This is a genomic window from Pseudomonas sp. p21 (genome assembly GCF_001642705.1).
GTDB lineage: Bacteria > Pseudomonadota > Gammaproteobacteria > Pseudomonadales > Pseudomonadaceae > Aquipseudomonas.
Map to the genome: position 1 here is coordinate 585,162 of NZ_LWBV01000002.1, position 23,772 is coordinate 608,933.

A 23,772-nucleotide genomic window follows, 5' to 3' on the forward strand; every position below is an offset into this window, starting at 1 on the left:
TTGAATTCCTCGATTGGCTCAGCGGTACGCCCGCCGGTTAAAAATTGTTCAGATCAGGATCTTGCCGTGGCGCACGAAGGTCGGTTTGACCACCCGCACCGGGTACCACTTGCCGCGGATTTCCACCTCGGCCCGGTCACCGGTGGCCATGGGCACGCGGGCAAGGGCAATGGACTTGCTCAGCGTAGGCGAGAAACTACCACTGGTGATCTCTCCTTCGCCAATCCCGGCCACACGCACCACCTGATGGGCACGCAGCACACCGCGCTCCTCCAGCACCAGGCCGACCAGTTTTTCTTGCACGCCCTGTTCGATTTCCGCCAGCAGACCGGCACGGCCAATGAAGTCACGCTCGGCCGGCTCCCAGGCGATGCTCCAGCCCAGGTTGGAGGTGAGCGGGGTGTGGGTTTCGTCGATGTCCTGGCCGTACAGGTTCATGCCGGCTTCCAGGCGCAAGGTGTCGCGGGCGCCCAGGCCGCTGGGGGCGATGCCTGCGCCGACCAGGTCGTTGAAGAAGGCCACGGCCTGCTCGCCCGGGAGCATGATTTCCAGGCCATCTTCACCGGTATAGCCGGTGCGGGCAATGAACCAGTCACCTTCGGCAACGCCTTCGAACGGGCGCAGTTCGCGGATCAGCGCCGCGCGCGCGGGGCTGAGCAGGGCCGCGACCTTTTCGCGGGCATGCGGGCCCTGGATGGCAAGAATGGCCAGGTCGGAGCGGACCTGGAAGTCCACGGCAAAACCCTCGCGCTGCAGTTGCAGCCAGTCGAGCACTTTGGCCCGAGTGGCAGCGTTGGTGACCAGGCGGTAGCCGTGTTCCGTGCGGTAGACGATCAGGTCGTCGATCACCCCGCCCTGTGCCTGAAGCAGCAGGCTGTACAGCGCCTTGCCGGTGTCGTCGAGGCGGGCCACGTCGTTGGCCAGCAGACGCTGCAACCAGACAGTGGCGTCGCTGCCATCGACATCGATCACGGTCATATGGGAAACATCGAACACCCCGCAATCGCTGCGCACCTGATGGTGCTCCTCGACCTGCGAGCCATAGTGCAGGGGCATGTCCCAGCCACCGAAATCGACCGTTTTGGCGCCAAGCGCCAGGTGCAGGTCATACAAAAGCGTGCGCTGTCCCATGGGTTTCTCCTTCCGGGCGTGGCGAAGCGGCGGCGGTCGATGACGTTGGGTCGTCAGCTTTTCTTATCAGCTCTTGTTGCAGACACCCGCCGCGCGAGTGCCGCGCATTGTAGCCGCAAGGGCGCCAGCTGGCACCCTCAGTGACTGTGACCGGGTCGACGTGCCGAACGGCGGATCAGGCCGATGACCGGCAGCAAGCCCACCAGCACCAGGGTCAGTGCCGGCAGCGATGCACGCGCCCACTCACCCTCGCTGGTCATCTCGAACACCCGTACCGCCAGGGTGTCCCAGCCGAACGGGCGCATCAGCAAGGTGGCCGGCATTTCCTTGAGCACGTCGACGAACACCAGCAAGGCGGCGCTGAGGGCGCCAGGCACAAGCAGCGGTAGATACACCTTGAAAAACAATCCCGCGCCACCGACGCCCAGGCTACGGGATACCTCGGGCAATGACGGGCGGATACGCTCCAGGCTGCTCTCCAGCGGCCCGTAGGCCACTGCGATGAAGCGCACCAGGTAGGCCAGCAGCAAGGCGGCCAGGCTGCCCAGCAGCAGCGGTTTGCCGGCACCGCCCAGCCAGCTGGACAGCGGGATGACCAGGTGGTTGTCGAGGTAACTGAAGGCCAGCATGATCGACACCGCCAGCACCGAGCCGGGCAAGGCATAGCCCAGGTTGGCCAGGCCGACCCCGGCGCGGATACCGCCCGTCGGCGCCTGGCGCCGGGCAAAGGCCAGCAGCAACGCCACACATACCGTGACCAGCGCCGCCATGCCGCCCAGGTACAGGGTGTGCAGCACCAGGCCGACATAGCGCTCGTCCAGGTCATGCCGGCCACGCTGCCAGAACCACGCCAGCAGTTGCAGCACCGGGATGACAAAGGCACAGGCGAACACCAGCAGGCACCAGCCACTGGCCAGCAATGCCTTTACCCCGCGCAGGTGATACAGCGCCTGCCCGCGCGGCCGCTCGTTGCCGCTGCGGCTGGCCCCCCTGGCACGGCGCTCGCCATACAGCACCAGCATCACCGCCAGCAGCAACAGGCTGGCCAGCTGGGCCGCGCTGGACAGGCTGAAGAAGCCGTACCAGGTCTTGTAGATGGCCGTGGTGAAGGTGTCGAAGTTGAACACCGCCACCGCGCCGAAGTCGGCCAGGGTTTCCATCAGTGCCAGGGCAATACCGGCACCGACCGCAGGCCGAGCCATGGGCAGGGCAACGCGCCAGAACGCTTGCAGCGGGGACAGCCCCAGCACCCGCGCCGCTTCCATCAGGCCCTTGCCCTGGGCCAGGAATGCGGTGCGCGCCAGCAGGTAGACATAGGGGTAGAACACCAGCACCAGGACGACGATCACCCCGCCGGTGGAGCGCACCCGCGGCAGGCGCATCGGCCCGAACACCTCGCGCAGGGCACTTTGTACCGGGCCGGCGAAATCGAGCAGGCCGACAAAGACGAATGCCAGTACATAAGCCGGGATGGCGAACGGCAGCATCAGCGCCCAGTCCAGCCAGCGCCGACCAGGGAACTCACAGAGGCTGGTGAGCCAGGCCAGGCTGACGCCCAGCACGGTGACGCCAATGCCCACGCCCGCTACCAGGGTCAGGGTATTGCCCAGCAGGCGGCTCATCTGGGTGTCGAGCAGGTGCGACCAGATCTGCAGGTCGATCGATTGCCAGGACAGCAGCAGTACGCTCAGGGGCAGGAGCACCAGGGCGGCGATCAGGGCGACCGGGAGGTACCAGCGGCGTTGAGGGGTGTGGGGCAACTTGAATGTCTCTGTGGCTGATTTGCGACCGCTTTGCGGTCGTTCGCGGGCACGCCCGCTCCCACACCCTTGAGGGCAGTGATATTCCTGTGGGAGCGGGCGCGCCCGCGAAAGGGCCCTTGCAGGCCCAAGGAGGATAAAGCCTGGCGCTTAGTTCCAGCCAGCCCGATCCATCAAGCGAATCGCTTCAGCCTGGCGCTTGCCGGCAATTTCCACCGGAATGCTGTCAGCCTTGAAGCTGCCCCACGCCGCTACTTCGTCCGATGGCTTGACCTTCGGGTTGGCCGGGAACTCCTGGTTGATGTCGGCGAACAGCTTCTGTGCTTCCTCGCCTGTCATCCACTCCACCAGCTTTTTCGCCGCCTCCGGGTGTGGCGCATGCTTGGTCAGGCCGATGCCCGACAGGTTCACGTGCACGCCACGGTCACCCTGGTTGGGCCAGAAGATCTTCACCGGAAGTTTCGGGTTCTGGTTGTGCAGGCGGCCGTAGTAGTAAGTGTTGACCACGCCCACGTCGCACTGGCCGGCTTCGATGGCCTGGATCACCGCGTTGTCGTCGGAGAATACGTCGGTGGACAGGTTGTTGACCCAGCCTTTGACGATCTGCTCGGTCTTCGCCTCGCCGTGGGTCTCGATCAGGGTGGCGGTCAGCGACTGGTTGTACACCTTCTTCGCCGTGCGCAGGCACAGGCGGCCTTCCCACTGCTTGTCGGCCAGGGCTTCGTAGGTGCTCAGCTCTTGCGGCTTGACCCGTTCGGTGGAGTAGATGATGGTGCGGGCGCGCAGGCTCAGACCGGTCCAGTCGTGGGACGAGGCACGGTACTGCGGCGGGATGTTCTGGTCGATGATGTCGGACTTGATCGGCTGCAGGATGCCCATCTGCTCGGCCTGCCACAGGTTGCCAGCATCGACGGTCAGCAGCAGGTCGGCCACACCGTTGTCGCCCTCGGCCTTGATGCGCTGCATCAGCGGGGCTTCCTTGTCGGTGATGAACTTGATCTTGACCCCGGTCTTGGCGGTATAGGCATCGAACACCGGCTTGATCAGCTCGTCGATGCGCGAGGAGTACACCACCACTTCGTCCGCTGCCTGGGCGGTGCCGCCGAACAGGGTCAGGGCCAGGGCGGCCAGTAGGGGCTTGCGTGGCAACATGGAAAGCACTCCTCGGATCGTATGAGAGGCGCAAATGGTAGTGAATCCCATTTTCCGACTCATCTACATAGGCGTTACCGGATGTTGCAGAACTTGCGCCGCCTTTGTAGGAGCAGCCTTGTGCTGCGAAAGGGCCGGCAGCCCAATCTAAATGATTGGCTGGCTTCACGGGCCTGTTCGCAGCACAAGGCTGCTCCTACAACTGATCGTGCAAGATCTTCAGGCTTTGGCGAGATCCGGCAGGTCACCGCTCAAACCCAGCGCCTGCCGCACGAACAGCGCCTTGGCCTCCGGCATCTGCTCCACCAGCTTCAACCCGCTGTTACGCAACCAGCGCAACGGCAACGGGTTGGCCTGGAACAACCGCTCGAACCCTTCCATCGCCGCCATCAGCGCCAGGTTGTGCGGCATGCGCCGCCGCTCGTAACGGCTCAGCACCTTCACATCCGCCAGCCGCTCGCCACGCTCGCAGGCGTTGACCAGCACTTCAGCCAGCACCGCTGCATCGAGGAAGCCCAGGTTCACGCCCTGCCCGGCCAGCGGGTGAATGGTGTGCGCAGCATCGCCAATCAATGCCAAGCCTTCATCCACATAGCGCTTGGCGTGGCGCTGGCGCAGCGGCACGCACACCCGTGGGTCGGCCTGCAGCACATCCCCCAGGCGCCCCTCGAAAGCCCGCTCCAGGGCCTTCAGGAAGGCCGCTTCATCCAGCGCCATCAACTGTTCGGCATGCTCCGGGGTGGTCGACCACACGATCGAGCACCAGTCCTGCTGGCCATCGCGGGACAACGGCAGGAACGCCAATGGCCCTTCATCGGTGAAGCGCTGCCAGGCCGTGGCCTGGTGCCCGGCGCTGCAACGCACGCTGGTGACGATGGCGTGGTGCAGGTAATCCCACTCGCGGGTTTCACAGCCGGCCAGGCGCCGCACTGCCGAGTTGGCACCGTCGGCCGCGATCACCAGCGGCGCACGCAGCTGGCGGCCATCGGCGAGGGTCAGCAGCCACTCGTCGCCGGAGCGGCGCAGCTGTTCGAGCCGCGCGTTGGGCAACAGGCCGATGTCGCTGTCATGCAGGCGCTCCAGCAGGCCATCCTGCACCACCCGGTTCTCGACGATATGGCCGAGCACCTGGGCATGCACGCTGGCGGCCGAGAAGTGAATCTGCCCGGTGCCACTGCCATCCCACACATGCATGTCCGAGTAGGGCGTGGCACGCCGCTGGGCAATACCGTCCCAGGCGCCAAGGCGCTCGAGGATGCGCTGGCTGGCTGCCGACAGCGCGCTGACGCGCGGCTCGAACGGGGCCTGGGCATCGAACGGCTTGACCGTCAGCGGGCCACCGTCGAGCAAGAGGATTTGCAAGCCACTGTGGCGTAATGCCAGGGCCAGGGCGCTGCCGACCATACCGGCACCGACAATCAACAGATCTGCGCGCATTTCCATGCCTTACGCCAGCCTCGCTTGCGGCTTGAGCCGCACATATAGGGTTTTATCGACCCGCGCCACCAGCTCGCCGGCACCGTCGCGGATATCGACCTGCAAACGCGGCAGGCACTTCTTGCCGGTGGCGGTCTGCTGGCGGATTTCGTCCAGCAGCGCGTCATCGACGTGGAGTTCGGCATACACCGGGCCTTTGCCCGGCGAAATGAAATCGATGCTGGCGGCCTTGTCCCAGACGATGTAGTCACGCCCCAGCTGCTCGATCAACAGCAGCATGTAGAACGGGTCGACCATCCCGTACAGGCTGCCGCCGCACTGGGTGCCGACATAATTGCGGTTCCAGCGGGTCAGCTTCATCGCCACCTTGACGCTGCGCAGGTCCGGGCTGATGTGCTGCACGCGGATACCAGCGCCGAGGTGCGGCGGGAACAGGTTCAGCCGCCAGCGCAACAGGCGCGCCCGGCGCGCCAGCCTGCGCGCGTCGTCACTCATGGCTGACCTCGCGGATCGGGGCGGGTGCCCAGGCCCATGGCCTGGCGGGCGAACCAGCTTTTCGCCGGAGGCAGCAGGTCCAGCCCAAGCAGACCAAGGTTGCGCCCGGCAGCCAGTAACGGCTGGCTACTGCCGAACAGGCGGGTGACCTGGTCGGAAAAACCGATGGTCATGGCCTGGTCCAGACGCTGGCGCTGGTGGTAGGCCTGCAACGTGGTCAGGTCACCAGGCTGCTGCGGGCCGGCCAGCAGCGCCTCGGCCAGCGCCTGCACGTCACGCAGCGACAGGTTGAAGCCTTGGCCGGCAATGGGGTGCAGGCTGTGCGCGGCGTTGCCCAGCACAACCAGGTGCGGCCGCACCTGCTCCTGGGCCTCGATCAGTGACAGTGGGTAGAGGTGCCGTGCGCCCACCTGGCGCAAGGCGCCCAGGCGATAGCCGAACACGCCCTGAAGCTCGCGCAGGAAATTGCGCTCGTCGATGTCGGCCAGGCGCCGCGCGTCCATGCCCTGGCGGGTCCAGACCAGCGCGCAGCGGTTATCCGGCAACGGCAGCAGGGCCATGGGGCCTTCTTCGGTGAAACGCTCGAAGGCCTGGCCGCCGTGGGCCTCGCCCGGGGTGATATTGGCGATCAACGCGCTCTGCTGGTAAGGCGTGTGGCGCACGTGGATGCCCAGCTGTTCGCGCAGACCGGAGCGGCCACCGTCGGCCAGTACCGCCAGGTCGCATTCCAGCTGGGTGTCGTCGTTCAGCTGCAGGCGGTAGCCGCCTTCGATGGCCTGCATCGCGGTCACTTCCGCCGGGCAGCGCCAGCTCACCACCTCGCTGTCCAGCCCTTGCCAGAGGCATTGGCCCAGCCAGGCGTTTTCCACCACGTAGCCAAGCGCCGGCACGCCCTCTTCCAGGGCATCCAGGCGGGTGGCGCCGAAGCGGCCGCGGTCGGACACGTGAATCTGCCGGATCGGCTCGGCGCGGTGGCCAATGGCCTGCCACAGGCCCAGCTGTTGGTAGATCTGCTGGGTACCGAACGACAGTGCCGACGAACGCGCATCGTAGCTGGGCTGGAAGCTGTCACCGGGGGCGAACGGCTCGATCAGCAGAATCTTCCAGCCTCGCGCCTTGGCCCCGGCCTGCAGGGCCAGAGCCAGGCTCGCGCCCACCAGGCCGCCTCCGATGATCGCCAGGTTTACCCTATTCATGCCGCGTCCTTGCGGGCGGCCTGCATCAGCGCCTCGATCTCGGCGACCGTACGCGGCACGCCCGAAGTCAGGATTTCACAGCCTTGCCTGGTCACTACCACGTCGTCCTCGATCCTTACACCAATGCCGCGCCATTTCTTCGCTACGGCCTGATTGTCGGCACCTATGTAGATGCCCGGCTCGACGGTCAGCGCCATGCCGGGTTCAAGCACCCGCCACTCGCCGCCCACCTTGTACTCGCCCACATCGTGCACATCCATGCCCAGCCAGTGCCCGGCGCGGTGCATGTAGAAGGCTCGATAGGCCTCGCTGTCGATCAGCGCCTGCACCTCGCCGGTCAGCAGGCCCAGTTCCACCAGGCCCGCGGTGATGACCCGCACGGTCGCCTCGTGGGCGTGGTTCCAGTGCTTGCCGGGGGCGATTTCGGCAAACGCCGCGGCCTGGGCCTTGAGCACCAGCTCGTAGATGGCCTTTTGCTCGGGCGAAAACCGCCCGCTGACCGGGAAGGTACGGGTGATGTCGCTGGCGTAGCAGTCGATTTCGCAGCCAGCATCGATCAGCACCAGGTCGCCATCCTTGAGCGGGGCGTCGTTCTGCTGATAGTGCAGGATGCAGCCATTGCGCCCGGCCGCGACGATCGAGCCGTAGGCCGGCATCTTCGCCCCGCCCTTGCGGAACTCGTAGTCCAGCTCGGCTTCCAGGCTGTATTCGTGCAACCCGGCCCGGCAGGCCTGCATGGCCCGCACGTGGGCCCGTGCCGAGATGTCTGCGGCAGCGCGCATCACCTTCACTTCCGCCGCCGATTTATACAGGCGCATGTCGTGCAGCAGATGATCCAGCGCAACGAACTCGTTCGGCGGCTGGGCACCCAGGCGGGCCTTGGAGCGGATCACGTTGATCCAGTCCATCAGCCGGCGGTCGAACTCGGGGTTGCTGCCCATGGCGCTGTAGACTCGCTCGCGGCCTTCAATCAGGCCCGGCAGGATCTCGTCGATGTCGGTAATGGGGAAGGCATCGTCGGCGCCGAAATCGCGCACCGCGCCTTCCTGACCGGCCCGCAGACCATCCCACAGCTCGCGCTCGGGGTTGCGCTCACGGCAGAACAACACGTATTCGCCATGCTCGCGCCCCGGGATCAGCGCAATCACCGCCTCCGGCTCGGGGAAGCCGCTGAGGTACTGGAAGTCGCTGTCCTGGCGGTACACGTGCTCGACGTCGCGGTTGCGGATAGCAACCGCGGCGGCGGGCAGAATGGCGATGCTGTTGGGGACCATCTGCGCCATCAGCGCCTTGCGCCGACGGGCATACTCGGCCTTGGGAATGTGGCTCATGGGCAGACTACCCCCGGTTGATCAGTGCAGCGATGGCTTGGGCGCGGGGGCGGCCGGCTTGGCCAGCTCGGAGAACAGCAGCAGGGGTGCCACGCGCAGGTATTCCATGACTTCCATGTAGTCGCTCTCGCCATCGTCGGACTCTTCGAGGGCTTCCTGAACCTGGGAAATGGCTACCAGGTCCTGCAGCACTTCCTTGGCTTCGTCGGACAGGTCCTTGCCACCGGCATTCAGGCCGAAGCCGGTAATGAAGCCTTGGCACCACTGGCCCAGCGCGGTGGCGCGGTCGCTCAGGGCGGCGTCGTCGGAAGGCAGCAGCAGGACGATCGCCATGTCGTCGCTGGTCAGCTCGCCCTTGACCATTTCCTGCAGGCCGACCAGGGCGTTGCGCACGCTGTCACCGGGTTCGGTTTCCAGCAACTGGGCGGCATCGGCCAGCCAGCCGTCGGCGTCGAAGCCGGCACCGGCGCAGCTGCGGCCGATCAGCAGGCCGTGCAGCTCGGCCGGGGTGACAGGATGGCCATTGCTGGACAGCAGCATGGCGAAGGCGATGTAGGGCGATTGGGTATTGGGCATGGGCAGCTAGGCGCCAGACGGCGCAATGACTAGAATGGAGACCTTGTATCCTAGCACCGGCAGGCGCGCCAAGACCATCGGCACTGGCCGTCGCCGCCCAGGGAGAGGCATCATCGCCAGGTGACTGAACGACGGAGCGAATCGAGTGCAACCCACGCAAGAGAACGACCTGCAGGCACTGATGAGCCGATTCGAGTTGCTGATCGAACGTGTCGAGCAACTAAAACGGCAAAATGCACTCCTAGTAGCTCAGGAAAAATCCTGGCGCGAAGAGCGCGCCCACCTCATCGAAAAGAACGAGATCGCCAAGCGCAAGGTCGAGTCGATGATTTTACGCCTCAAGGCTCTGGAGCAAGACTCATGAGTTCAAGCAATAGCGTCACCGTGCAGATCCTCGACAAGGAATATTCGATCATCTGCCCGCCGGAGGAGCGCAACAACCTGGTCAGCGCCGCACGCTACCTGGACGGCAAGATGCGCGAGATCCGCAGCAGCGGAAAGGTGATCGGCGCCGACCGCATCGCGGTCATGGCAGCGTTGAACATCACCCACGAAATGCTGCACCGCCAGGAAGACCGCAACGATGCCCCGGCAGGCGGCACCACCCGCGAACAGGTGCGCGACCTGCTGGAACGGGTCGACCAGGCACTGTCCGACGACGCGGATACCAAAATCGGCTGAGATTGGTATACTGGCGCCACTCCCTGGGGGATGCGCCAGTCGGTTATGTCCCTGAGCCGATACGCACAACCACGGGGGTTGCACGCTGGGGCCGGTGTGCATGTCCGCCCGACGGAAAGCCTTAACGCCCCCTGCAATCTCCACCTTGAACTTTCGGGTTCAAGGGCTACACCGATAGCGGTCTTATCGGGGAGCCTGAATTCTCTTGCCCGCCCCTGTGGCGGGCAATTCGTTTTGGCCGACCACGTTGGCCAGCACCTGGGATCGCCCGTGCCATGACCGACACCGCGCAGCTCACCCGCCCCCAGCTCCGTCGCCTGCTCCGCAATGCCCGCCGCGCCCTCACCCCTGCCCAGCAACGCCAGGCCGCCGTTGGCCTGTACCGCCAGCTGGCGCAGCACCCGCTGTTCCGCCGCGCCCGGCACATTGCCCTGTACCTGCCCAACGACGGCGAAATCGACCCTTGCCTGCTGCTGCGCGAAGCCCAGCGCCGCGGCAAGCGCACCTACCTGCCGGTGCTGCACGCCTGGCCGCGCACGCGCATGGTGTTTCAGCGCTTCGAGCAGGGTGAAAAGCTCAAGCCCAACCGCTTCCGTATTCCCGAGCCGGTTACCGACCGCAAGCGCCAGCGCCCGATCTGGTCGCTGGACCTGATCCTGCTACCGTTGGTCGGTTTCGACGAAGTGGGTGGGCGCCTGGGGATGGGGGGTGGTTTCTATGATCGCAGCCTGGCCTACCAGGCACGTCGGCAGACCTGGAAAAAACCATTGCTGCTGGGCCTGGCGCATGAATGCCAGAAGGTCGAACGGCTGGCGCAGGCCAGTTGGGATGTACCGCTGCAGGGGACGGTCTCGGACCGTGCCTGGTACCTGGCGCCGCGTTGAGCAGCGCCGGTGGGGAGCATCAACGTTGCAGCTGGCTGGCGTCGACCGGCATCTGATAGGCGTTGTCCAGCTTGCGCTCCCAGAACCCTTGCGCATAACCGGTGGTGACCACACCCAGGCCGAAAATGAACACCAGGATCCACAGCAGATCCGGCTTGTTACGTTGATTCATCGAAGATTGCCCCCCAGGCAAACTGTTCAGGCTCGGCGAATTTTCTGGGTATCGCCGGAGCATCGCGCTTTAAACGGGGCGCATTTTCCGACAACCTGCGTCTGCACGCAAACCTTGACGCCAACCGGCTGTCGGTTTCGTGCAACAGGTTATTTCAAACCTTTTCAGGAGCAGTACCCATGGCCTACTGGCTGATGAAATCCGAGCCCGATGAGCTCTCCATCGAAGCCCTTGGTCGCCTTGGCGAAGCGCGCTGGGACGGCGTACGCAACTACCAGGCGCGCAATTTCCTGCGGGCCATGAGCGTTGGCGACGAGTTCTTCTTCTATCATTCCAGCTGCCCGCAGCCGGGCATCGCCGGCATCGCCAGGATCACCCGCGCGGCCTACCCGGACCCGACCGCGCTGGACCCGCAAAGCCACTACTACGATGCCAAGGCTACAACCGACAAGAACCCGTGGAGCGCGGTTGATGTGGCCCATGTGCAAACCCTGCCACGAGTGCTGGAGCTGGGCTGGCTGAAACAGCAGGCTGGCCTGGCAGAACTGCCACTGGTGCAAAAGGGCAGCCGCCTGTCGGTGATGCCGGTGACGCCAGAGCAATGGGCAGTGATTGTCGCTTTGCGTTGAAACTGCGGCTAAGGTCAGTCTTTGCACAGTTGGCCGCTCCCACAGGCACCGCATAAGGACTTTGACCGGCATCAACACGTCGCTCATGACCGCAAGCCATGATGCAGTGTGCATGACCGCAAGGATGCAGACCGATGAACCGATACGCCCCCAGGATCTTCGCCACCGCGCTGATCGCCCTACTCGCAGCAGCCGGCGGGCTGGGATACTGGAAGTCGCTCCACGACCAGTTGCCCGAAGGCCTGAGCATGGGCAACGGCCGCCTGGAAGCCACCGAAGTGCAGATCGCCAGCAAGATCCCCGGGCGCCTGGCCGAGGTGCTGGTCGACGAAGGTGACAAGGTAACTCGCGGCCAGCTGCTGGCGCGTATCGACACCCGCACCATGGAAGCCCAGCGCAACCAGGCCGAAGCCGAAGTGCTGCGCGCCCGGGAAAACTACGCCGCCGCCCAGGCCAGCGTGCAGCTGCGCCAAAGCGAGCTGCTGCTGGCCAGCCAGGAGCTCAAGCGCGTGCGCGAGATCTTCCAGCGCAAATACGCCAGCCAGCAATTGCTCGACCAACAACAGGCGCGCTTCGACACGGCCAACGCCGCCGTCGTCGCCGCCCGCGCCCAACTGGCGGCGATCAAGGCCGCCATCGGCGCCGCCGAGGCCCAGGTGGCGCAACTCACCAGCGAAATCGACGACAGCAGCCTGCGCGCACCAATCGACGGCATTATCCAGCTGCGCCTGGCCGAACCCGGTGAAGTGCTGGGGGCCGGCGGCCGCGTACTGATGCTGATCGACCCCAGCGACCAGTACATGAACCTCTACCTGCCGGCTTCCACCAGCGGCCGGCTGACCGTCGGCGACCAGGCGCGGATCGTGCTCGACGCCCTGCCCGAGCGGGCGCTGCCGGCGAAGGTGGCCTTTGTCGCGGCCAAGGCCCAGTTCACCCCCAAACAGGTGGAAACCCGCGACGAGCGGCAGAAGCTGGTGTTTCGGGTCAAGCTGCGCCTGAACGACCCGGGCGCCGTGCCGCAGGCCAAACCGGGCATGCCAGGCGCCGGCTATGTCCGCACGGCTGAGGTGGACTGGCCGGCCAATCTGCAATGAACGCCCCGGCACTGCTGGCCGAGGGTATCAGCCATCGCTATGGCGACCTGGTGGCCCTGCACCCCCTCGGGTTCAGCTTGCCAGCGGGCACCCGCTGCGCGCTGATCGGCCCTGACGGGGCTGGCAAATCGACCCTGCTAGGGCTGATTGCCGGCGTCAAGCGCCTGCAACAGGGCGAGCTGCAGGTGCTGGGCGGTTCGATCCGCCAGCGGCGCCATCGCGCGGCGCTGTACCCGAAAGTGGCATTCATGCCGCAGGGGCTGGGCAACAACCTGTATCCGGAGCTGTCGATCAGCGAGAACATCCGCTTTTTCGCCACCTTGTTCGGCCTCGGCCGCCGCGAGTGCGAACAGCGCATGGCCAACCTGCTGCAGGCCACCGACCTGCAGCGCTTTGCCGAGCGCCCGGCGGGCAAGCTGTCGGGCGGCATGAAGCAGAAGCTGGGCCTGTGCTGCGCACTGATCCACGAGCCGGACCTGCTGATCCTCGACGAGCCGACCACCGGCGTCGACCCGCTGTCACGGCGGCGCTTCTGGGAGCTGGTCGAACAGGTGCGCGCGCAGCGCCCGCAACTGACCCTGCTGGTGGCCACCGCCTACATGGAGGAAGCCGAACAGTTCGAGCATTGCCTGATGCTCGATGGCGGCCGCCTGCTGGCCGCAGGCCCCAGCCATGAACTGGCCGCAGTCACCCCCAGCGGCAAGCTGGACGACGCCTTCACCCACTACCAGGGCGCGGGCAAGGCGCAACACTCTCCGCTCATCATTCCACCGCGCCCGGCCACTGACAGCCCGGTCGCCATCGAGGCCCACGACCTGACCCTGCGCTTTGGCGATTTCACTGCAGTGAACAAGGTCAGCTTCGCCATTGGCCGCGGGGAGATCTTCGGCTTCCTCGGCTCCAACGGCTGTGGCAAGACCACCACCATGAAAGTGCTCACCGGCCTGATGCCGGCCAGCGAGGGCAGCGCCAGCCTGCTCGGCCGCCCGGTGGATGCCAGCGACTTGGCCACGCGCAAGCGGGTTGGTTTCATGTCGCAGAGTTTCTCGCTGTATGGCGAGCTCAGTACCCGGCAGAACCTGACCCTGCATGCCCGCCTGTTCGACCTGCCCAAGGTCGAGAGCGGCCAGCGTATCGACGAGCTGATCGAGCGCTTCGACCTGGGCGCCATCGCCGACCAGCCATCCGGCGCCCTGCCCCTCGGCCTGCGCCAGCGTCTGTCACTGGCGGTGGCGGTGCTCCACCGCCCGGAAGTACTGATCCTCGACGAACCCACCTCCGGCGTCGACCCGGCCGCACGCGACGACTTCTGGCGCCTGCTGGTGGAGCTGTCACGCGAGCAGGGCGTAACCATTTTCCTCTCCACCCACTTCATGAACGAAGCCCAGCGCTGCGACCGCATCTCGCTGATGCATGCCGGCCGGGTACTGGCCTGCGACACGCCGGATGCCCTGCAACGCCAGTATCAGGGCAACACCCTGGAAGACGCGTTCGTACGCTGCCTGGAACAAGCCCAGGAACTGGCGCCACAAGCCACCGACAACGCCGTGCTGGAGCAGGCCGCCACGCCTGCGCCGACGCTGCGCCAGGGCTTCAGCCCGCGTCGCCTGCTGGCCGTGGCCAGCCGTGAGGGCAAGGAGCTGCTGCGCGACAAGGTGCGCCTGGCCTTCGCCCTGCTGGGTGCGATGTTCATGATGGTGATCTTTGGCTATGGCATTTCCCTGGATGTGGAAAACCTCGCCTTCGCCGTGCACGACCAGGACCAGAGCCCGCAAAGCCGGGCCTACCTCGAAGCCTTCCGTGGCTCACGCTATTTCGCCGAACAGGCGCCCATCCGCGATACCCGCGAAATGCATCAGCGCCTGCAGCGCTCGGAAATCAAACTGGCACTGGAAATTCCGCCCGGCTTTGGCCGCGACCTGTACGCCGGGCGCCAACCGGTAGTGGCCGCCTGGCTCGACGGCGGCATGCCGTTCCGCGCGGAAACCAGCCGCAACTACGTGGAAGCCGTGCACCAGGCCAACCTCGAGCAACTGGCCAAGGCCAGCCCACAGCCGCAGCCGCGCCAGGACCTGGTGCGCCTGGAAACCCGTTTTCGCTACAACCAGGATGTGGTCAGCGTGAACGCCATCGGCCCGGGGGTGATGGCACTGATCCTGGCCTTCATCCCGGCCATGCTCACCGCGCTCGGCATCGTCCGCGAGAAAGAGCTCGGTTCCATCACCAACTTCTACGCCACGCCCCTCACCCGCCTGGAGTTCCTGCTCGGCAAGCAGGCGCCCTACCTGGCCGTGAGCCTGGTCAACCTGGCGCTGCTGGTGGCGATGAACCGCTGGCTGTTCGCCGTGCCGCTCAAGGGCAGCGTGCTGGCCCTGGCCTGTGGCGGCGTCGCCTACCTGTTGGCGACCACCAGCCTGGGCCTGCTGATCTCGGCCTTCACCCGCACCCAGATCGCCGCCATCCTGGGCACCATGATCATCACCAGCCTGCCGACCATCCAGTTTTCCGGGCTGATCGTGCCACGCTCGTCGCTGGACGGCGCGGCAGCGGTGATGGGCCAGCTGTTCCCGGCGGGCTACTTCCTCGACATCGCCGTCGGCACCTTCACCAAGGCGCTGGGCCTGCGCGAACTGTGGCCGCAGTGCCTGATCCTGCTGAGCTTCTTTACCGTGTTCACCGGCCTGAGCCTGGCCATGCTGAAGAAGCAGGAGGCCTGAGATGTCGCGCCTGAACCACACCCTGCGCCTGGGCCTGAAAGAGCTGACCAGCCTGCGCCATGACAGTGTGCTGCTGTTGTTCCTGCTGTATGCCTTCAGCGTGGCCATCTACATGCCGGCAGCCGGCTCGGTGATCGGCGTGCACAACGCCAGTGTCGCGATAGTGGACGAAGACCACAGCCAGCTGTCGCGCAAGCTTGGCGAAGCCCTGCAACCGCCCGAGTTCCAGCCCGCCGTGCCGCTGGCCCCGGGGCGCCTGGACCAGGCCATGGACAGCGGCCAGTACACCTTCGTGATCAACGTGCCGGTGAATTTCCAGAGCGACCTGCTGGCCGGGCGCTCGCCGGAACTGCAGATCAATGTCGACGCCACGGCCATGAGCCAGGCATTCATGGGTGCCGGCTACATCGGCCGCATCTTCGAGCGCGAACTGCTCGACTACAGCCAGCGGAACAACACGCAGAGCCCGGTGGCAATCAACGCCAAGGCCCTGTTCAACCCCAACCTGGAGGGTGGCTGGTTCCTGGCGGTGATCCAGATCGTCAACAATATCACCATCCTGGCGATCATCCTCACCGGCACCGCGCTGCTGCGCGAGCGCGAGCACGGCACCCTCGACCACCTGTTGGTGCTGCCGTTGACCGCGCTGGAAATCATGCTGGCGAAAATCGCCAGTAACGCGCTGGTGGTGGTGATCTGCACCTGGATTTCGCTGGTGGTGGTGGTCAAGGGCGCGCTGGGCGTGCCGCTGTCCGGTTCGATGGGACTGTTCCTGGCCGTGACCGCGCTGTACCTGTTCGCCAGTACCGCGCTGGGCATTTTCCTCGCCACCCTGGCGCGCTCGACACCGCAGTTCGGCCTGCTAGCGATCCCGGTGATCATCCCGATGCTGTTGCTGTCCGGCGGCAGCACGCCGCTGGACAGCATGCCGCAGTGGCTGCAATGGGTGATGCAGGGGTCGCCGTCGACGCACTTCGTCAGCCTTGGCGCCGCAATCCTGTTCCGTGATGCCGGGTGGACGGTGGTGTGGCCGGACATCCTGGCGCTGGCCGTGATCGGCCTGGTGTTCTTCAGCGTGGCGCTGGCACGGTTTCGCCGTAGCCTGGCGTCCTGAGCCGCGCATACCCGGCTCAAAATCTGAAAGATTGCGCGATTCCTGTGGGAGCGGGTTTACCCGCGAACACCGGCGCAGCCGGTGCCATGCACCGCGTTGGATTCTTCGCGGCTAAAGCCGCTCCCACAGGGATCGCGCCACAGTCCGGATTGCGCTGTTCCTGAGAGAGCCGGCTTGCCGGTCACTGCACGATCAGGTTGTTGAACAGCAGGTCTTCGACGATCGGCTTGCCCTCTTCGGCTTCCATCACCTGCTGCACCTGCTTCAGCGCCTCTTGGCGAAGATGCTCCTTGGCCTCGACGTTGCTCATGCTGTCCACCGACTGCTGGGTGAACAGCGCCACCAGCTGGTTGCGGATCAGCGGCTCGTGGTGCTTCACCGCCTTCGCGGCTTCGTCGCCGGTCACGCGCAGGGCCACGTCGGCCTTGTACACGCGCAGCCGCGGGCTGCCGTCGAGGGCATAGTTGCCGACAAAGGGCGGGCTCAGGCTGATGTAGGCTACCTTGGGCGCCCCTTCCTTGGCTTCCTCGGCCATGGCCGCAGCCGGCAGCAGCAGCGCCAGCACCATCAAGATCCACGCTTTCACGAATTCGCTCCTCAAATACAGTTGGCGCCAGCTTACCCAGCATGCCGCTCAAACCCAAGCCCGGGCTTGTGCCGCCACTTATGCCTGCACATCAGGGCAGGCCATGCTCGTTGACCGGGCAGGCGGCCCTCCTACACTTATCGGCCACGACCCGCAAAGGAATAGCCCCGATGAAAGCTGTGTTGTGCAAAACCCTGGGCCCGGCGCAAAACCTGGTGCTGGAAGAGGTGGCCAGCCCGGTGCCAAAGAAAAACGAGATCCTGCTGGATGTCCAGGCCGCCGGGGTCAATTTCCCCGACACCCTGATCATCGAAGGCAAGTACCAGTTCCAGCCACCGTTGCCATTCTCCCCTGGCGGCGAGGCAGCGGGGGTGGTGGCCGCAGTCGGGGAGAAGGCAGGCGCGTTCAAGGTCGGCGACCGGGTCATGGCGCTGACCGGCTGGGGTGCGTTTGCCGAGCAAGTGGCGGTGCCGTTCTACAACGTGCTGCCGATCCCGGCGAGCATGGACTTCACCACTGCTGCGGCGTTCGGCATGACTTACGGCACCTCCATGCACGCCCTGCGCCAGCGCGGCCAGTTGCAGGCGGGCGAGACCCTGCTGGTGCTGGGCGCGTCCGGCGGGGTCGGCCTGGCAGCGGTGGAGATCGGCAAGGCCATGGGTGCGCGGGTAATCGCGGCCGCCAGCAGTGCGGAAAAACTGGCCGTGGCCAAGGCGGCCGGGGCGGACGAACTGATCGACTACAGCCAGGCCAGCCTGCGTGACGAGATCAAACGCCTGACCGGTGGCCAGGGGGTGGACGTGATCTACGACCCGGTGGGCGGCGAGCTGTTCGAGCAGGCGGTGCGCGGGCTGGCCTGGAATGGCCGGTTGCTGGTGGTGGGCTTTGCCAGCGGGACTATCCCGCAGCTGGCGGCCAACCTGGTGTTGCTCAAGGGCGCGGCGGTGCTCGGGGTATTCTGGGGGGCGTTTGCCCAGCGTCAGCCGGAGGACAATGCGGCCAACTTCCGGCAGCTGTTTGCCTGGCATGCCGAAGGCAAGTTGAAGCCGCTGGTGTCGCAGACTTATCCACTGGCTGAGGCGGGGGCTGCCATTGAAAAGTTGGGGCAGCGGCAGGCTGTGGGTAAGTTGGTCGTACTGGCCAGGTAAGACAGTTCCGGCCTTTTCGCGGGTTCACCCGCGAAGAGGCCGGCACAGGTAATCAAACCTCCCGCAGGTTATGGCAGCGCCTGAACCGCGCCTCCAGGTTGCGGTCGGGCATCTGGTGGCTGCGCAGGGCATTCAAGGTCTGCTCGACATAATCGCGCGTGGTGCCATAGCGCCCCTTGGCACTGGCCAGGATCTGGCTGAGCAAGGTGTCCGGCAGGTTCCCGGCATAGCACGGCAAATGCCGCTCCAGCACGAAGCCCAGGGCCTGCACCTTGCTGCCATCGCCCAACCGGCAACTGAGCCAGTGCGGCCGGTACGCCGGGTACGGCATCTCGCGCTGCCACAGGGCCATCAGCGACTCGTCCAGGCTGCTTTCATCCAGCCGGTAGGCAAAACCACTGCAGGAGCCACCACGGTCCAGGCCGAACACCAGGCCGGGGGTTTCCGGGGTGCCGCGGTGCTCGTGCGACCACAGGTACAAGCCACGGTGGTAACCATGTACCCGCGCGCGTTGGCGCTCCACGGAGTTGCACTCCGGCCGCCAGATCAACGAACCATAGGCGAACAGCCACACCGGCCCACCCTGATGGCGAGACATGGTTGTCTTCATGGAATTGAACAACTGTTCGCGAGTATGTTGCTGACCGAAGTCGAGTGTCGGAGGATATGAAACTTCCCAGGACATACTTTCAAGTGCCGACATAAGCTGCCGCCATTATCCCTGTGAACTACGGATGTAGCGAGATTCGATTACGATGCGGCCCAAGGCCTCTGTACCAAGGGCGCTTGCAGTAACCATAGGACAGAAAGGCTGGAATACTCAAGCCCTCGCGCCAGCGTTTCATCCGCGCTTCCGACGACTGGAAAGTACTGTTTCGGCAACGGTGAAAGTTATTAACCAAGGCGGTAACAATTACCGCCTTATACCCACACTTTCAAACTTCGGTTATTAACCCCGTGGTGCGTAGGCAAACACATCTGCACGCATGCGGTGAGCATCCATGCCGGCTTCGACCAAGGCATCGAGGGTGGCATAAATCATGTTCGGCGAGCCGCTGGCATATACATGCACGCTGTTGAGGTCGGCGATGTCCTCGCAGACCGCCTCATGCAGCATGCCGCATCGACCTTCCCAGCCGCACAGGTCGCTGACCACCTGGTGCAGGAACAGGTTGGGCAGGCGCTGCCATTCTTCCCAGTGCTCGATCTGGTAGAAGTCCTCGGGCCGGCGCACGCCCCAGTACAGGTGTACCGGGTGCTTGAAGCCCTGGGCCCGGCAATGCTCGACCAGGCTGTGCATCTGGCCCATGCCCGTGCCGGCAGCGATCAGCACCAGCGGCCCGTCGGGCAACTCGGCCAGGTGGGTGTCGCCGAACGGCATTTCGATGCGTGCCAGGCCGTCGCGCTTGAGCTGCTCGATCAGTTGCAGCGCACTGGGCTCGCGCGCCAGCACATGCAGCTCCAGCTCACGCCCGGTATGCGGCGCGGAAGCCAGCGAGAAGGCCGCCTGCTTGCCGCCGTCACGCTCGATCATCAGGTATTGCCCGGCGTGATAACGCAGCGGCTTACCGGCTGGCGCGCGCAAACGCACACGCCAGACGTCGCCACCGACCTCGACGCACTCACTGACACTGCACGCCAGTTTGCGCACCGGCAGCTCGCCCAGGGCGAGCACACCATCCCAGAGCAACACGCAGTCCTCCAGCGGTTCGGCAATGCAGGTAAACAGTTCGCCATGGTCACGGACTTCGCCGTCCTGGCGTACCCGGCCTTCGACCAACAGCGCGGCGCAGACATGGCAATTGCCATTGCGGCAGCTGTTCGGGCAGTCATAGCCCAGCCGCCGCGCTCCATCCAGGATCCGTTCCCCGGGTTCGAGCGCCAGCACCGCCCCGGACGGCTGCAACGTTACCTGCATCAATCTATTCCCAACTGATCCCACAGCTCATCGATACGGCGGGTGACGGCTTCGTCCTTGACGATGACCCGTCCCCATTCGCGTGTAGTCTCGCCCGGCCACTTGTGTGTGGCGTCCAGGCCCATCTTCGACCCCAGCCCGGATACCGGCGACGCGAAGTCCAGGTAGTCGATCGGAGTGTTGTCGATCATCACCGTATCACGCTTGGGGTCCATGCGCGTGGTGATGGCCCAGATCACATCGTTCCAGTCGCGGGCATTGATATCGTCATCGGTGACAATAACGAACTTGGTGTACATGAACTGTCGCAGGAACGACCACACACCCAACATCACGCGCTTGGCGTGGCCCGGGTACTGCTTCTTCATGGTCACCACCGCCATGCGGTAGGAGCAGCCTTCCGGCGGCAGGTAGAAGTCGACGATTTCCGGGAACTGCTTCTGCAAGATCGGCACGAACACCTCGTTCAGCGCCACGCCGAGGATTGCCGGCTCATCTGGCGGGCGGCCGGTGTAGGTGCTGTGGTAGATCGGTTTCTGCCGGTGGGTGATGCGCTCGACGGTGAACACCGGGAAGCTGTCCACTTCGTTGTAGTAGCCGGTGTGGTCGCCGTACGGGCCTTCCGGGGCCATTTCGCCCGGGTGGATCACGCCTTCCAGGATGATTTCGGCGGTGGCCGGTACCTGCAGGTTGCTGCCCCGGCACTTGACCAGCTCGGTGCGGTTGCCGCGCAGCAGGCCGGCGAAGGCGTACTCGGAGAGGGTGTCCGGCACCGGGGTCACGGCGCCGAGGATGGTGGCCGGGTCAGCGCCCAGGGCCACGGCGACCGGGAACGGCTGGCCAGGGTTCTTCTCGCACCACTCGCGGTAGTCCAGGGCACCGCCACGATGGCTGAGCCAGCGCATGATGACCTTGTTGCGGCCGATCACCTGCTGGCGGTAGATGCCCAGGTTCTGGCGGTCCTTGTTCGGGCCGCGGGTGACGGTGAGGCCCCAGGTGATCAGCGGCGCCACGTCGCCCGGCCAGCAGTGCTGGATCGGCAGTACGCCGAGGTCGACATCGTCACCCTCGACCACCACTTCCTGACACACTGCGTCCTTGACCACTTTCGGCGCCATCGACACGACTTTCTTGAAGATCGGCAGCTTGGACCAGGCATCCTTCAGGCCCTTCGGTGGCTCGGGTTCCTTGAGGAAGGCCAGCAGCTTGCCGATTTCCCGCAGTTCATCGACCGACTCGGCGCCCATGCCCATGGCCACGCGCTCCGGGGTGCCGAACAGGTTGCCCAACACCGGGATGTCGAAGCCGGTCGGCTTTTCGAACAGCAATGCAGGGCCCTTGGCACGCAGGGTGCGGTCGCAGACCTCGGTCATTTCCAGGACGGGGGAGATCGGAACCTGGATGCGCTTGAGTTCGCCGCGCTGTTCCAGGCCACGGATGAAGTCGCGCAAGTCGCGATACTGCATGCAGAAGCCTCGTGTTGGCCGTATCGGTCGGGGGTGCAGAGTGTAGCGCCGTTCGGGCTTTGTTTGGGGGCAAAAATGCATTGGGGCCGCTTCGCGCCCCTTCGCGGGCACGCCCGCTCCCACAAGGATCTCACTGAACCTGTGGGAGCGGGCGTGCCCGCGAAGGGCCGCAAAGCGGCCCCAATTACTGCCTGGCCTGAAACGCTTACTTGCGCTTCATCGACAGGAAGAACTCGTCGTTGGTCTTGGTCTGCTTGAGCTTGTCGACCAGGAACTCGATGGCGGCGATTTCGTCCATCGGGTGCAGCAGCTTGCGCAGGATCCACATGCGCTGCAGTTCGTCGTCGGCGGTCAGCAGCTCTTCGCGGCGGGTACCGGAACGGTTGATGTTGATGGCCGGGAACACACGCTTCTCGGCGATGCGGCGGTCCAGCGGCAGCTCCATGTTGCCGGTGCCCTTGAACTCTTCGTAGATCACTTCGTCCATCTTCGAGCCGGTTTCGACCAGCGCGGTGGCGATGATGGTCAGCGAACCGCCTTCCTCGATGTTACGCGCGGCACCGAAGAAGCGCTTCGGCTTCTCCAGGGCGTGGGCGTCGACACCACCGGTCAGCACCTTGCCGGAGCTCGGGATCACGGTGTTGTAGGCACGCGCCAGACGGGTAATGGAGTCCAGCAGGATGACCACGTCCTTCTTGTGCTCGACCAGGCGCTTGGCCTTCTCGATCACCATTTCGGCAACCTGCACGTGGCGGGTTGGCGGCTCGTCGAAGGTGGAGGCAACCACTTCGCCGCGCACGGTGCGCTGCATTTCGGTCACTTCTTCCGGGCGCTCGTCGATCAGCAGGACGATCAGGTGGCACTCGGGGTTGTTGCGGGTGATGTTGGCCGCGATGTTCTGCAGCATGATCGTCTTGCCCGCTTTCGGCGGAGCAACGATCAGGCCACGCTGGCCCTTGCCGATCGGGGCGCACAGATCGATGACGCGACCGGTCAAGTCCTCGGTGGAGCCGTTACCGGCTTCCATCTTCAGGCGCTTGTTCGGGAACAGCGGCGTCAGGTTTTCGAACAGGATCTTGTTCTTCGCGTTTTCCGGGCGGTCGAAGTTGATGGTGTCGACCTTCAGCAGGGCGAAGTAACGCTCCCCTTCCTTCGGTGGGCGGATCTTGCCGACGATGGTGTCGCCGGTGCGCAGGTTGAAACGGCGGATCTGGCTGGGCGAGACGTAGATGTCGTCAGGGCCGGCCAGGTAGGACGCATCAGCCGAACGCAGGAAACCGAAACCATCCTGGAGAATCTCCAGCACGCCGTCACCCGAGATCTCTTCGCCGCTTTTCGCGTGCTTCTTCAGCAGGGCGAAAATCACGTCCTGTTTGCGCGAACGGGCCATGTTTTCGATGCCCATCTGTTCGGCCATTTCCAAAAGATCGGTAATCGGCTTTTGCTTGAGTTCAGTCAGGTTCATAAGGGGAATGACGTAATCATGTAAGAAGGGAGAATTAAGCTTCTGGCTTAATGAGGCCGCGCCGCTAGATGGCGACAGGATCGCGTACTGATTCGAATTAGGGATGCTTCGGCGACGGCGTGTAGAGGGCACTGGAAAAGCAGTGCGAGGCCGAATGTAACACTTGCTTTTTTCGACGTCTAGTGGTTTTGCCCTGCCATTTACAGCTGCCACACACCTGCCAGTAGGAGCAGCCTTGTGCTGCGAAGAGGCCATCAGCCGCAGCGACAACGTCAGCCTTACCGGCCCTTTCGCAGCACAAGGCTGCTCCTACATGGGCAAGACTGCCTTTGCAGAGGCAAAAAAAACCCCGCATCTGCGGGGCTTTTTCACATCACAGGTGGGCGTCGAGGAACGCGGCCAGCTGCGATTTGGACAGGGCGCCGACCTTGGTGGCTTCGACGTTGCCGTTCTTGAACAGCATCAGGGTCGGGATACCACGCACGCCGTGCTTGGCCGGAGTTTCCTGGTTCTCGTCGATGTTCAGCTTGGCGACGGTCAGCTTGCCCTCGTAGGTGGAGGCGATGTCGTCCAGTACCGGAGCGATCATCTTGCATGGACCGCACCATTCAGCCCAGTAGTCGACCAGTACGGCGCCTTCGGCCTTAAGGACATCGGCTTCGAAGGAGGCGTCGGTGACATGTTTGATCAGATCGCTGCTCATGGATATCTCCAGGGTCGTAAGCAAAAAAACGTGGCCCATGATAGCCGTACCCACGCCCGACAGGAAGCCACGGACGATTGAGTGTAACTATAGTTGTGCAAGACGCCGCGAATCGAA

Annotated in this window: 23 protein-coding genes and 1 other RNA gene; 9 read left to right on the forward strand and 15 right to left on the reverse strand. The window is 64.7% G+C overall.

Translation table 11 applies throughout. From position 1 onward, the window contains the following. Nucleotides 1–48: 48 nt before the first annotated feature. From gcvT to A4C63_RS07635, 8 genes are all read right to left on the reverse strand, one after another. Nucleotides 49–1,131: a glycine cleavage system aminomethyltransferase GcvT gene (gene gcvT, locus A4C63_RS07600; protein WP_063912160.1), complete on the reverse strand. Its 1,083-nt coding sequence runs from the start codon at nucleotides 1,129–1,131 to the stop codon at nucleotides 49–51. 137 nt (nucleotides 1,132–1,268) lie between these two features. Next, complete coding sequence (locus A4C63_RS07605) at nucleotides 1,269–2,891, reverse strand: iron ABC transporter permease (RefSeq protein ID WP_063912161.1); 1,623 nt, start codon at nucleotides 2,889–2,891, stop codon at nucleotides 1,269–1,271. A 150-nt stretch (nucleotides 2,892–3,041) separates the two neighbouring features. Further along, nucleotides 3,042–4,043, reverse strand: coding sequence for an extracellular solute-binding protein (locus tag A4C63_RS07610; RefSeq protein WP_063912162.1), 1,002 nt, complete (start codon nucleotides 4,041–4,043; stop codon nucleotides 3,042–3,044). Between the two features lie 219 nt (nucleotides 4,044–4,262). Next, nucleotides 4,263–5,480: a 2-octaprenyl-3-methyl-6-methoxy-1,4-benzoquinol hydroxylase gene (locus tag A4C63_RS07615; protein WP_172827490.1), complete on the reverse strand. Its 1,218-nt coding sequence runs from the start codon at nucleotides 5,478–5,480 to the stop codon at nucleotides 4,263–4,265. Nucleotides 5,481–5,489: 9 nt separating this feature from the next. Next, the gene (locus A4C63_RS07620) at nucleotides 5,490–5,975 is read right to left on the reverse strand and encodes a DUF4442 domain-containing protein (protein ID WP_063912164.1); all 486 of its coding nucleotides are present in this window, start codon (nucleotides 5,973–5,975) and stop codon (nucleotides 5,490–5,492) included. Next, nucleotides 5,972–7,171, reverse strand: coding sequence for a 2-octaprenyl-6-methoxyphenyl hydroxylase (gene ubiH / locus A4C63_RS07625; protein ID WP_063912165.1), 1,200 nt, complete (start codon nucleotides 7,169–7,171; stop codon nucleotides 5,972–5,974). Before ubiH ends, A4C63_RS07620 begins: the two co-directional genes overlap by 4 nt. Then, nucleotides 7,168–8,502, reverse strand: coding sequence for a Xaa-Pro aminopeptidase (pepP, locus tag A4C63_RS07630; RefSeq protein WP_063912166.1), 1,335 nt, complete (start codon nucleotides 8,500–8,502; stop codon nucleotides 7,168–7,170). Before pepP ends, ubiH begins: the two co-directional genes overlap by 4 nt. Before the next feature lie 21 nt (nucleotides 8,503–8,523). Further along, nucleotides 8,524–9,078: a YecA family protein gene (locus A4C63_RS07635; protein ID WP_063912167.1), complete on the reverse strand. Its 555-nt coding sequence runs from the start codon at nucleotides 9,076–9,078 to the stop codon at nucleotides 8,524–8,526. A gap of 181 nt (nucleotides 9,079–9,259) precedes the next feature. On the opposite strand from A4C63_RS07635, the gene A4C63_RS07640 reads away from it, so the two are divergent. The 4 genes from A4C63_RS07640 (at nucleotide 9,260) to A4C63_RS07655 (ending at nucleotide 10,643) form a co-directional block, all read left to right on the forward strand. Next, nucleotides 9,260–9,442 (forward strand): TIGR02449 family protein, encoded by a 183-nt coding sequence (locus A4C63_RS07640; RefSeq protein WP_029886233.1) that lies wholly within the window; start codon nucleotides 9,260–9,262, stop codon nucleotides 9,440–9,442. Continuing rightward, the gene (locus A4C63_RS07645; protein WP_003259368.1) at nucleotides 9,439–9,759 is read left to right on the forward strand and encodes a cell division protein ZapA; all 321 of its coding nucleotides are present in this window, start codon (nucleotides 9,439–9,441) and stop codon (nucleotides 9,757–9,759) included. The genes A4C63_RS07640 and A4C63_RS07645 overlap by 4 nt, the downstream gene beginning before the upstream one ends. A gap of 17 nt (nucleotides 9,760–9,776) precedes the next feature. Beyond that, nucleotides 9,777–9,956: non-coding RNA, 6S RNA (gene ssrS, locus A4C63_RS07650), on the forward strand. Nucleotides 9,957–10,034: 78 nt separating this feature from the next. Beyond that, entirely contained in the window at nucleotides 10,035–10,643 is a 609-nt protein-coding gene (locus A4C63_RS07655) for a 5-formyltetrahydrofolate cyclo-ligase (protein ID WP_063912168.1), read from the forward strand. Between the two features lie 19 nt (nucleotides 10,644–10,662). Here the strand turns inward: A4C63_RS07655 and A4C63_RS26515 are convergent, their stop codons facing one another. Next, on the reverse strand, nucleotides 10,663–10,815 hold the full coding sequence (locus tag A4C63_RS26515; RefSeq protein ID WP_172827491.1) for a hypothetical protein: 153 nt from the start codon (nucleotides 10,813–10,815) through the stop codon (nucleotides 10,663–10,665). Nucleotides 10,816–10,994: 179 nt separating this feature from the next. On the opposite strand from A4C63_RS26515, the gene A4C63_RS07660 reads away from it, so the two are divergent. The 4 genes from A4C63_RS07660 (at nucleotide 10,995) to A4C63_RS07675 (ending at nucleotide 16,369) form a co-directional block, all read left to right on the forward strand. After that, nucleotides 10,995–11,444 (forward strand): EVE domain-containing protein, encoded by a 450-nt coding sequence (locus tag A4C63_RS07660; protein ID WP_063912169.1) that lies wholly within the window; start codon nucleotides 10,995–10,997, stop codon nucleotides 11,442–11,444. A 134-nt stretch (nucleotides 11,445–11,578) separates the two neighbouring features. Continuing rightward, nucleotides 11,579–12,538, forward strand: coding sequence for an HlyD family secretion protein (locus A4C63_RS07665; protein WP_063912170.1), 960 nt, complete (start codon nucleotides 11,579–11,581; stop codon nucleotides 12,536–12,538). Beyond that, nucleotides 12,535–15,255, forward strand: coding sequence for a ribosome-associated ATPase/putative transporter RbbA (gene rbbA, locus A4C63_RS07670; RefSeq protein WP_063912171.1), 2,721 nt, complete (start codon nucleotides 12,535–12,537; stop codon nucleotides 15,253–15,255). The genes A4C63_RS07665 and rbbA overlap by 4 nt, the downstream gene beginning before the upstream one ends. Nucleotide 15,256: 1 nt before the next feature. Next, nucleotides 15,257–16,369, forward strand: a complete 1,113-nt coding sequence (locus A4C63_RS07675) for an ABC transporter permease (protein ID WP_063912172.1) — start codon at nucleotides 15,257–15,259, stop codon at nucleotides 16,367–16,369. A gap of 181 nt (nucleotides 16,370–16,550) precedes the next feature. Here A4C63_RS07675 and A4C63_RS07680 read toward each other — a convergent pair whose 3' ends face one another. After that, nucleotides 16,551–16,955 (reverse strand): flagellar basal body-associated protein FliL, encoded by a 405-nt coding sequence (locus tag A4C63_RS07680; protein WP_025341058.1) that lies wholly within the window; start codon nucleotides 16,953–16,955, stop codon nucleotides 16,551–16,553. A 170-nt stretch (nucleotides 16,956–17,125) separates the two neighbouring features. Between A4C63_RS07680 and A4C63_RS07685 the strand changes: the two genes are divergently transcribed. Continuing rightward, nucleotides 17,126–18,103 (forward strand): NADPH:quinone oxidoreductase family protein, encoded by a 978-nt coding sequence (locus tag A4C63_RS07685; protein ID WP_063912173.1) that lies wholly within the window; start codon nucleotides 17,126–17,128, stop codon nucleotides 18,101–18,103. 52 nt (nucleotides 18,104–18,155) lie between these two features. Here A4C63_RS07685 and A4C63_RS07690 read toward each other — a convergent pair whose 3' ends face one another. The 5 genes from A4C63_RS07690 to trxA form a co-directional block, all read right to left on the reverse strand. After that, nucleotides 18,156–18,806 carry a gamma-glutamylcyclotransferase gene (locus tag A4C63_RS07690; protein ID WP_025341060.1) on the reverse strand — a complete coding sequence of 217 codons (651 nt, stop codon included), beginning with the start codon at nucleotides 18,804–18,806 and terminating at the stop codon, nucleotides 18,156–18,158. Between the two features lie 246 nt (nucleotides 18,807–19,052). After that, on the reverse strand, nucleotides 19,053–20,021 hold the full coding sequence (locus tag A4C63_RS07695; protein ID WP_063912174.1) for a CDP-6-deoxy-delta-3,4-glucoseen reductase: 969 nt from the start codon (nucleotides 20,019–20,021) through the stop codon (nucleotides 19,053–19,055). Next, nucleotides 20,021–21,487 carry a 4-hydroxy-3-polyprenylbenzoate decarboxylase gene (ubiD, locus tag A4C63_RS07700; protein ID WP_063912175.1) on the reverse strand — a complete coding sequence of 489 codons (1,467 nt, stop codon included), beginning with the start codon at nucleotides 21,485–21,487 and terminating at the stop codon, nucleotides 20,021–20,023. Before ubiD ends, A4C63_RS07695 begins: the two co-directional genes overlap by 1 nt. A 205-nt stretch (nucleotides 21,488–21,692) precedes the next feature. Continuing rightward, the gene (gene rho / locus A4C63_RS07705; protein WP_003253661.1) at nucleotides 21,693–22,952 is read right to left on the reverse strand and encodes a transcription termination factor Rho; all 1,260 of its coding nucleotides are present in this window, start codon (nucleotides 22,950–22,952) and stop codon (nucleotides 21,693–21,695) included. A 373-nt stretch (nucleotides 22,953–23,325) separates the two neighbouring features. Beyond that, nucleotides 23,326–23,655, reverse strand: coding sequence for a thioredoxin TrxA (trxA, locus tag A4C63_RS07710; RefSeq protein ID WP_003253660.1), 330 nt, complete (start codon nucleotides 23,653–23,655; stop codon nucleotides 23,326–23,328). Nucleotides 23,656–23,772: the final 117 nt, after the last annotated feature.

What these genes read in the sequence shown, in the direction of transcription:
- gcvT (WP_063912160.1), bottom strand. Translation starts at nt 1,131, where the DNA reads ATGGGACAGCGCACGCTTTTGTATGACCTGCACCTGGCGCTTGGCGCC.
- A4C63_RS07610 (WP_063912162.1), bottom strand. Translation starts at nt 4,043, where the DNA reads ATGTTGCCACGCAAGCCCCTACTGGCCGCCCTGGCCCTGACCCTGTTC.
- A4C63_RS07615 (WP_172827490.1), bottom strand. Translation starts at nt 5,480, where the DNA reads ATGCGCGCAGATCTGTTGATTGTCGGTGCCGGTATGGTCGGCAGCGCC.
- A4C63_RS07620 (WP_063912164.1), bottom strand. Translation starts at nt 5,975, where the DNA reads ATGAGTGACGACGCGCGCAGGCTGGCGCGCCGGGCGCGCCTGTTGCGC.
- ubiH (WP_063912165.1), bottom strand. Translation starts at nt 7,171, where the DNA reads ATGAATAGGGTAAACCTGGCGATCATCGGAGGCGGCCTGGTGGGCGCG.
- pepP (WP_063912166.1), bottom strand. Translation starts at nt 8,502, where the DNA reads ATGAGCCACATTCCCAAGGCCGAGTATGCCCGTCGGCGCAAGGCGCTG.
- A4C63_RS07635 (WP_063912167.1), bottom strand. Translation starts at nt 9,078, where the DNA reads ATGCCCAATACCCAATCGCCCTACATCGCCTTCGCCATGCTGCTGTCC.
- A4C63_RS07640 (WP_029886233.1), top strand. Translation starts at nt 9,260, where the DNA reads ATGAGCCGATTCGAGTTGCTGATCGAACGTGTCGAGCAACTAAAACGG.
- A4C63_RS07645 (WP_003259368.1), top strand. Translation starts at nt 9,439, where the DNA reads ATGAGTTCAAGCAATAGCGTCACCGTGCAGATCCTCGACAAGGAATAT.
- A4C63_RS07655 (WP_063912168.1), top strand. Translation starts at nt 10,035, where the DNA reads ATGACCGACACCGCGCAGCTCACCCGCCCCCAGCTCCGTCGCCTGCTC.
- A4C63_RS26515 (WP_172827491.1), bottom strand. Translation starts at nt 10,815, where the DNA reads ATGAATCAACGTAACAAGCCGGATCTGCTGTGGATCCTGGTGTTCATT.
- A4C63_RS07660 (WP_063912169.1), top strand. Translation starts at nt 10,995, where the DNA reads ATGGCCTACTGGCTGATGAAATCCGAGCCCGATGAGCTCTCCATCGAA.
- A4C63_RS07665 (WP_063912170.1), top strand. Translation starts at nt 11,579, where the DNA reads ATGAACCGATACGCCCCCAGGATCTTCGCCACCGCGCTGATCGCCCTA.
- rbbA (WP_063912171.1), top strand. Translation starts at nt 12,535, where the DNA reads ATGAACGCCCCGGCACTGCTGGCCGAGGGTATCAGCCATCGCTATGGC.
- A4C63_RS07675 (WP_063912172.1), top strand. Translation starts at nt 15,257, where the DNA reads ATGTCGCGCCTGAACCACACCCTGCGCCTGGGCCTGAAAGAGCTGACC.
- A4C63_RS07685 (WP_063912173.1), top strand. Translation starts at nt 17,126, where the DNA reads ATGAAAGCTGTGTTGTGCAAAACCCTGGGCCCGGCGCAAAACCTGGTG.
- A4C63_RS07690 (WP_025341060.1), bottom strand. Translation starts at nt 18,806, where the DNA reads ATGTCGGCACTTGAAAGTATGTCCTGGGAAGTTTCATATCCTCCGACA.
- A4C63_RS07695 (WP_063912174.1), bottom strand. Translation starts at nt 20,021, where the DNA reads ATGCAGGTAACGTTGCAGCCGTCCGGGGCGGTGCTGGCGCTCGAACCC.
- ubiD (WP_063912175.1), bottom strand. Translation starts at nt 21,487, where the DNA reads ATGCAGTATCGCGACTTGCGCGACTTCATCCGTGGCCTGGAACAGCGC.
- rho (WP_003253661.1), bottom strand. Translation starts at nt 22,952, where the DNA reads ATGAACCTGACTGAACTCAAGCAAAAGCCGATTACCGATCTTTTGGAA.
- trxA (WP_003253660.1), bottom strand. Translation starts at nt 23,655, where the DNA reads ATGAGCAGCGATCTGATCAAACATGTCACCGACGCCTCCTTCGAAGCC.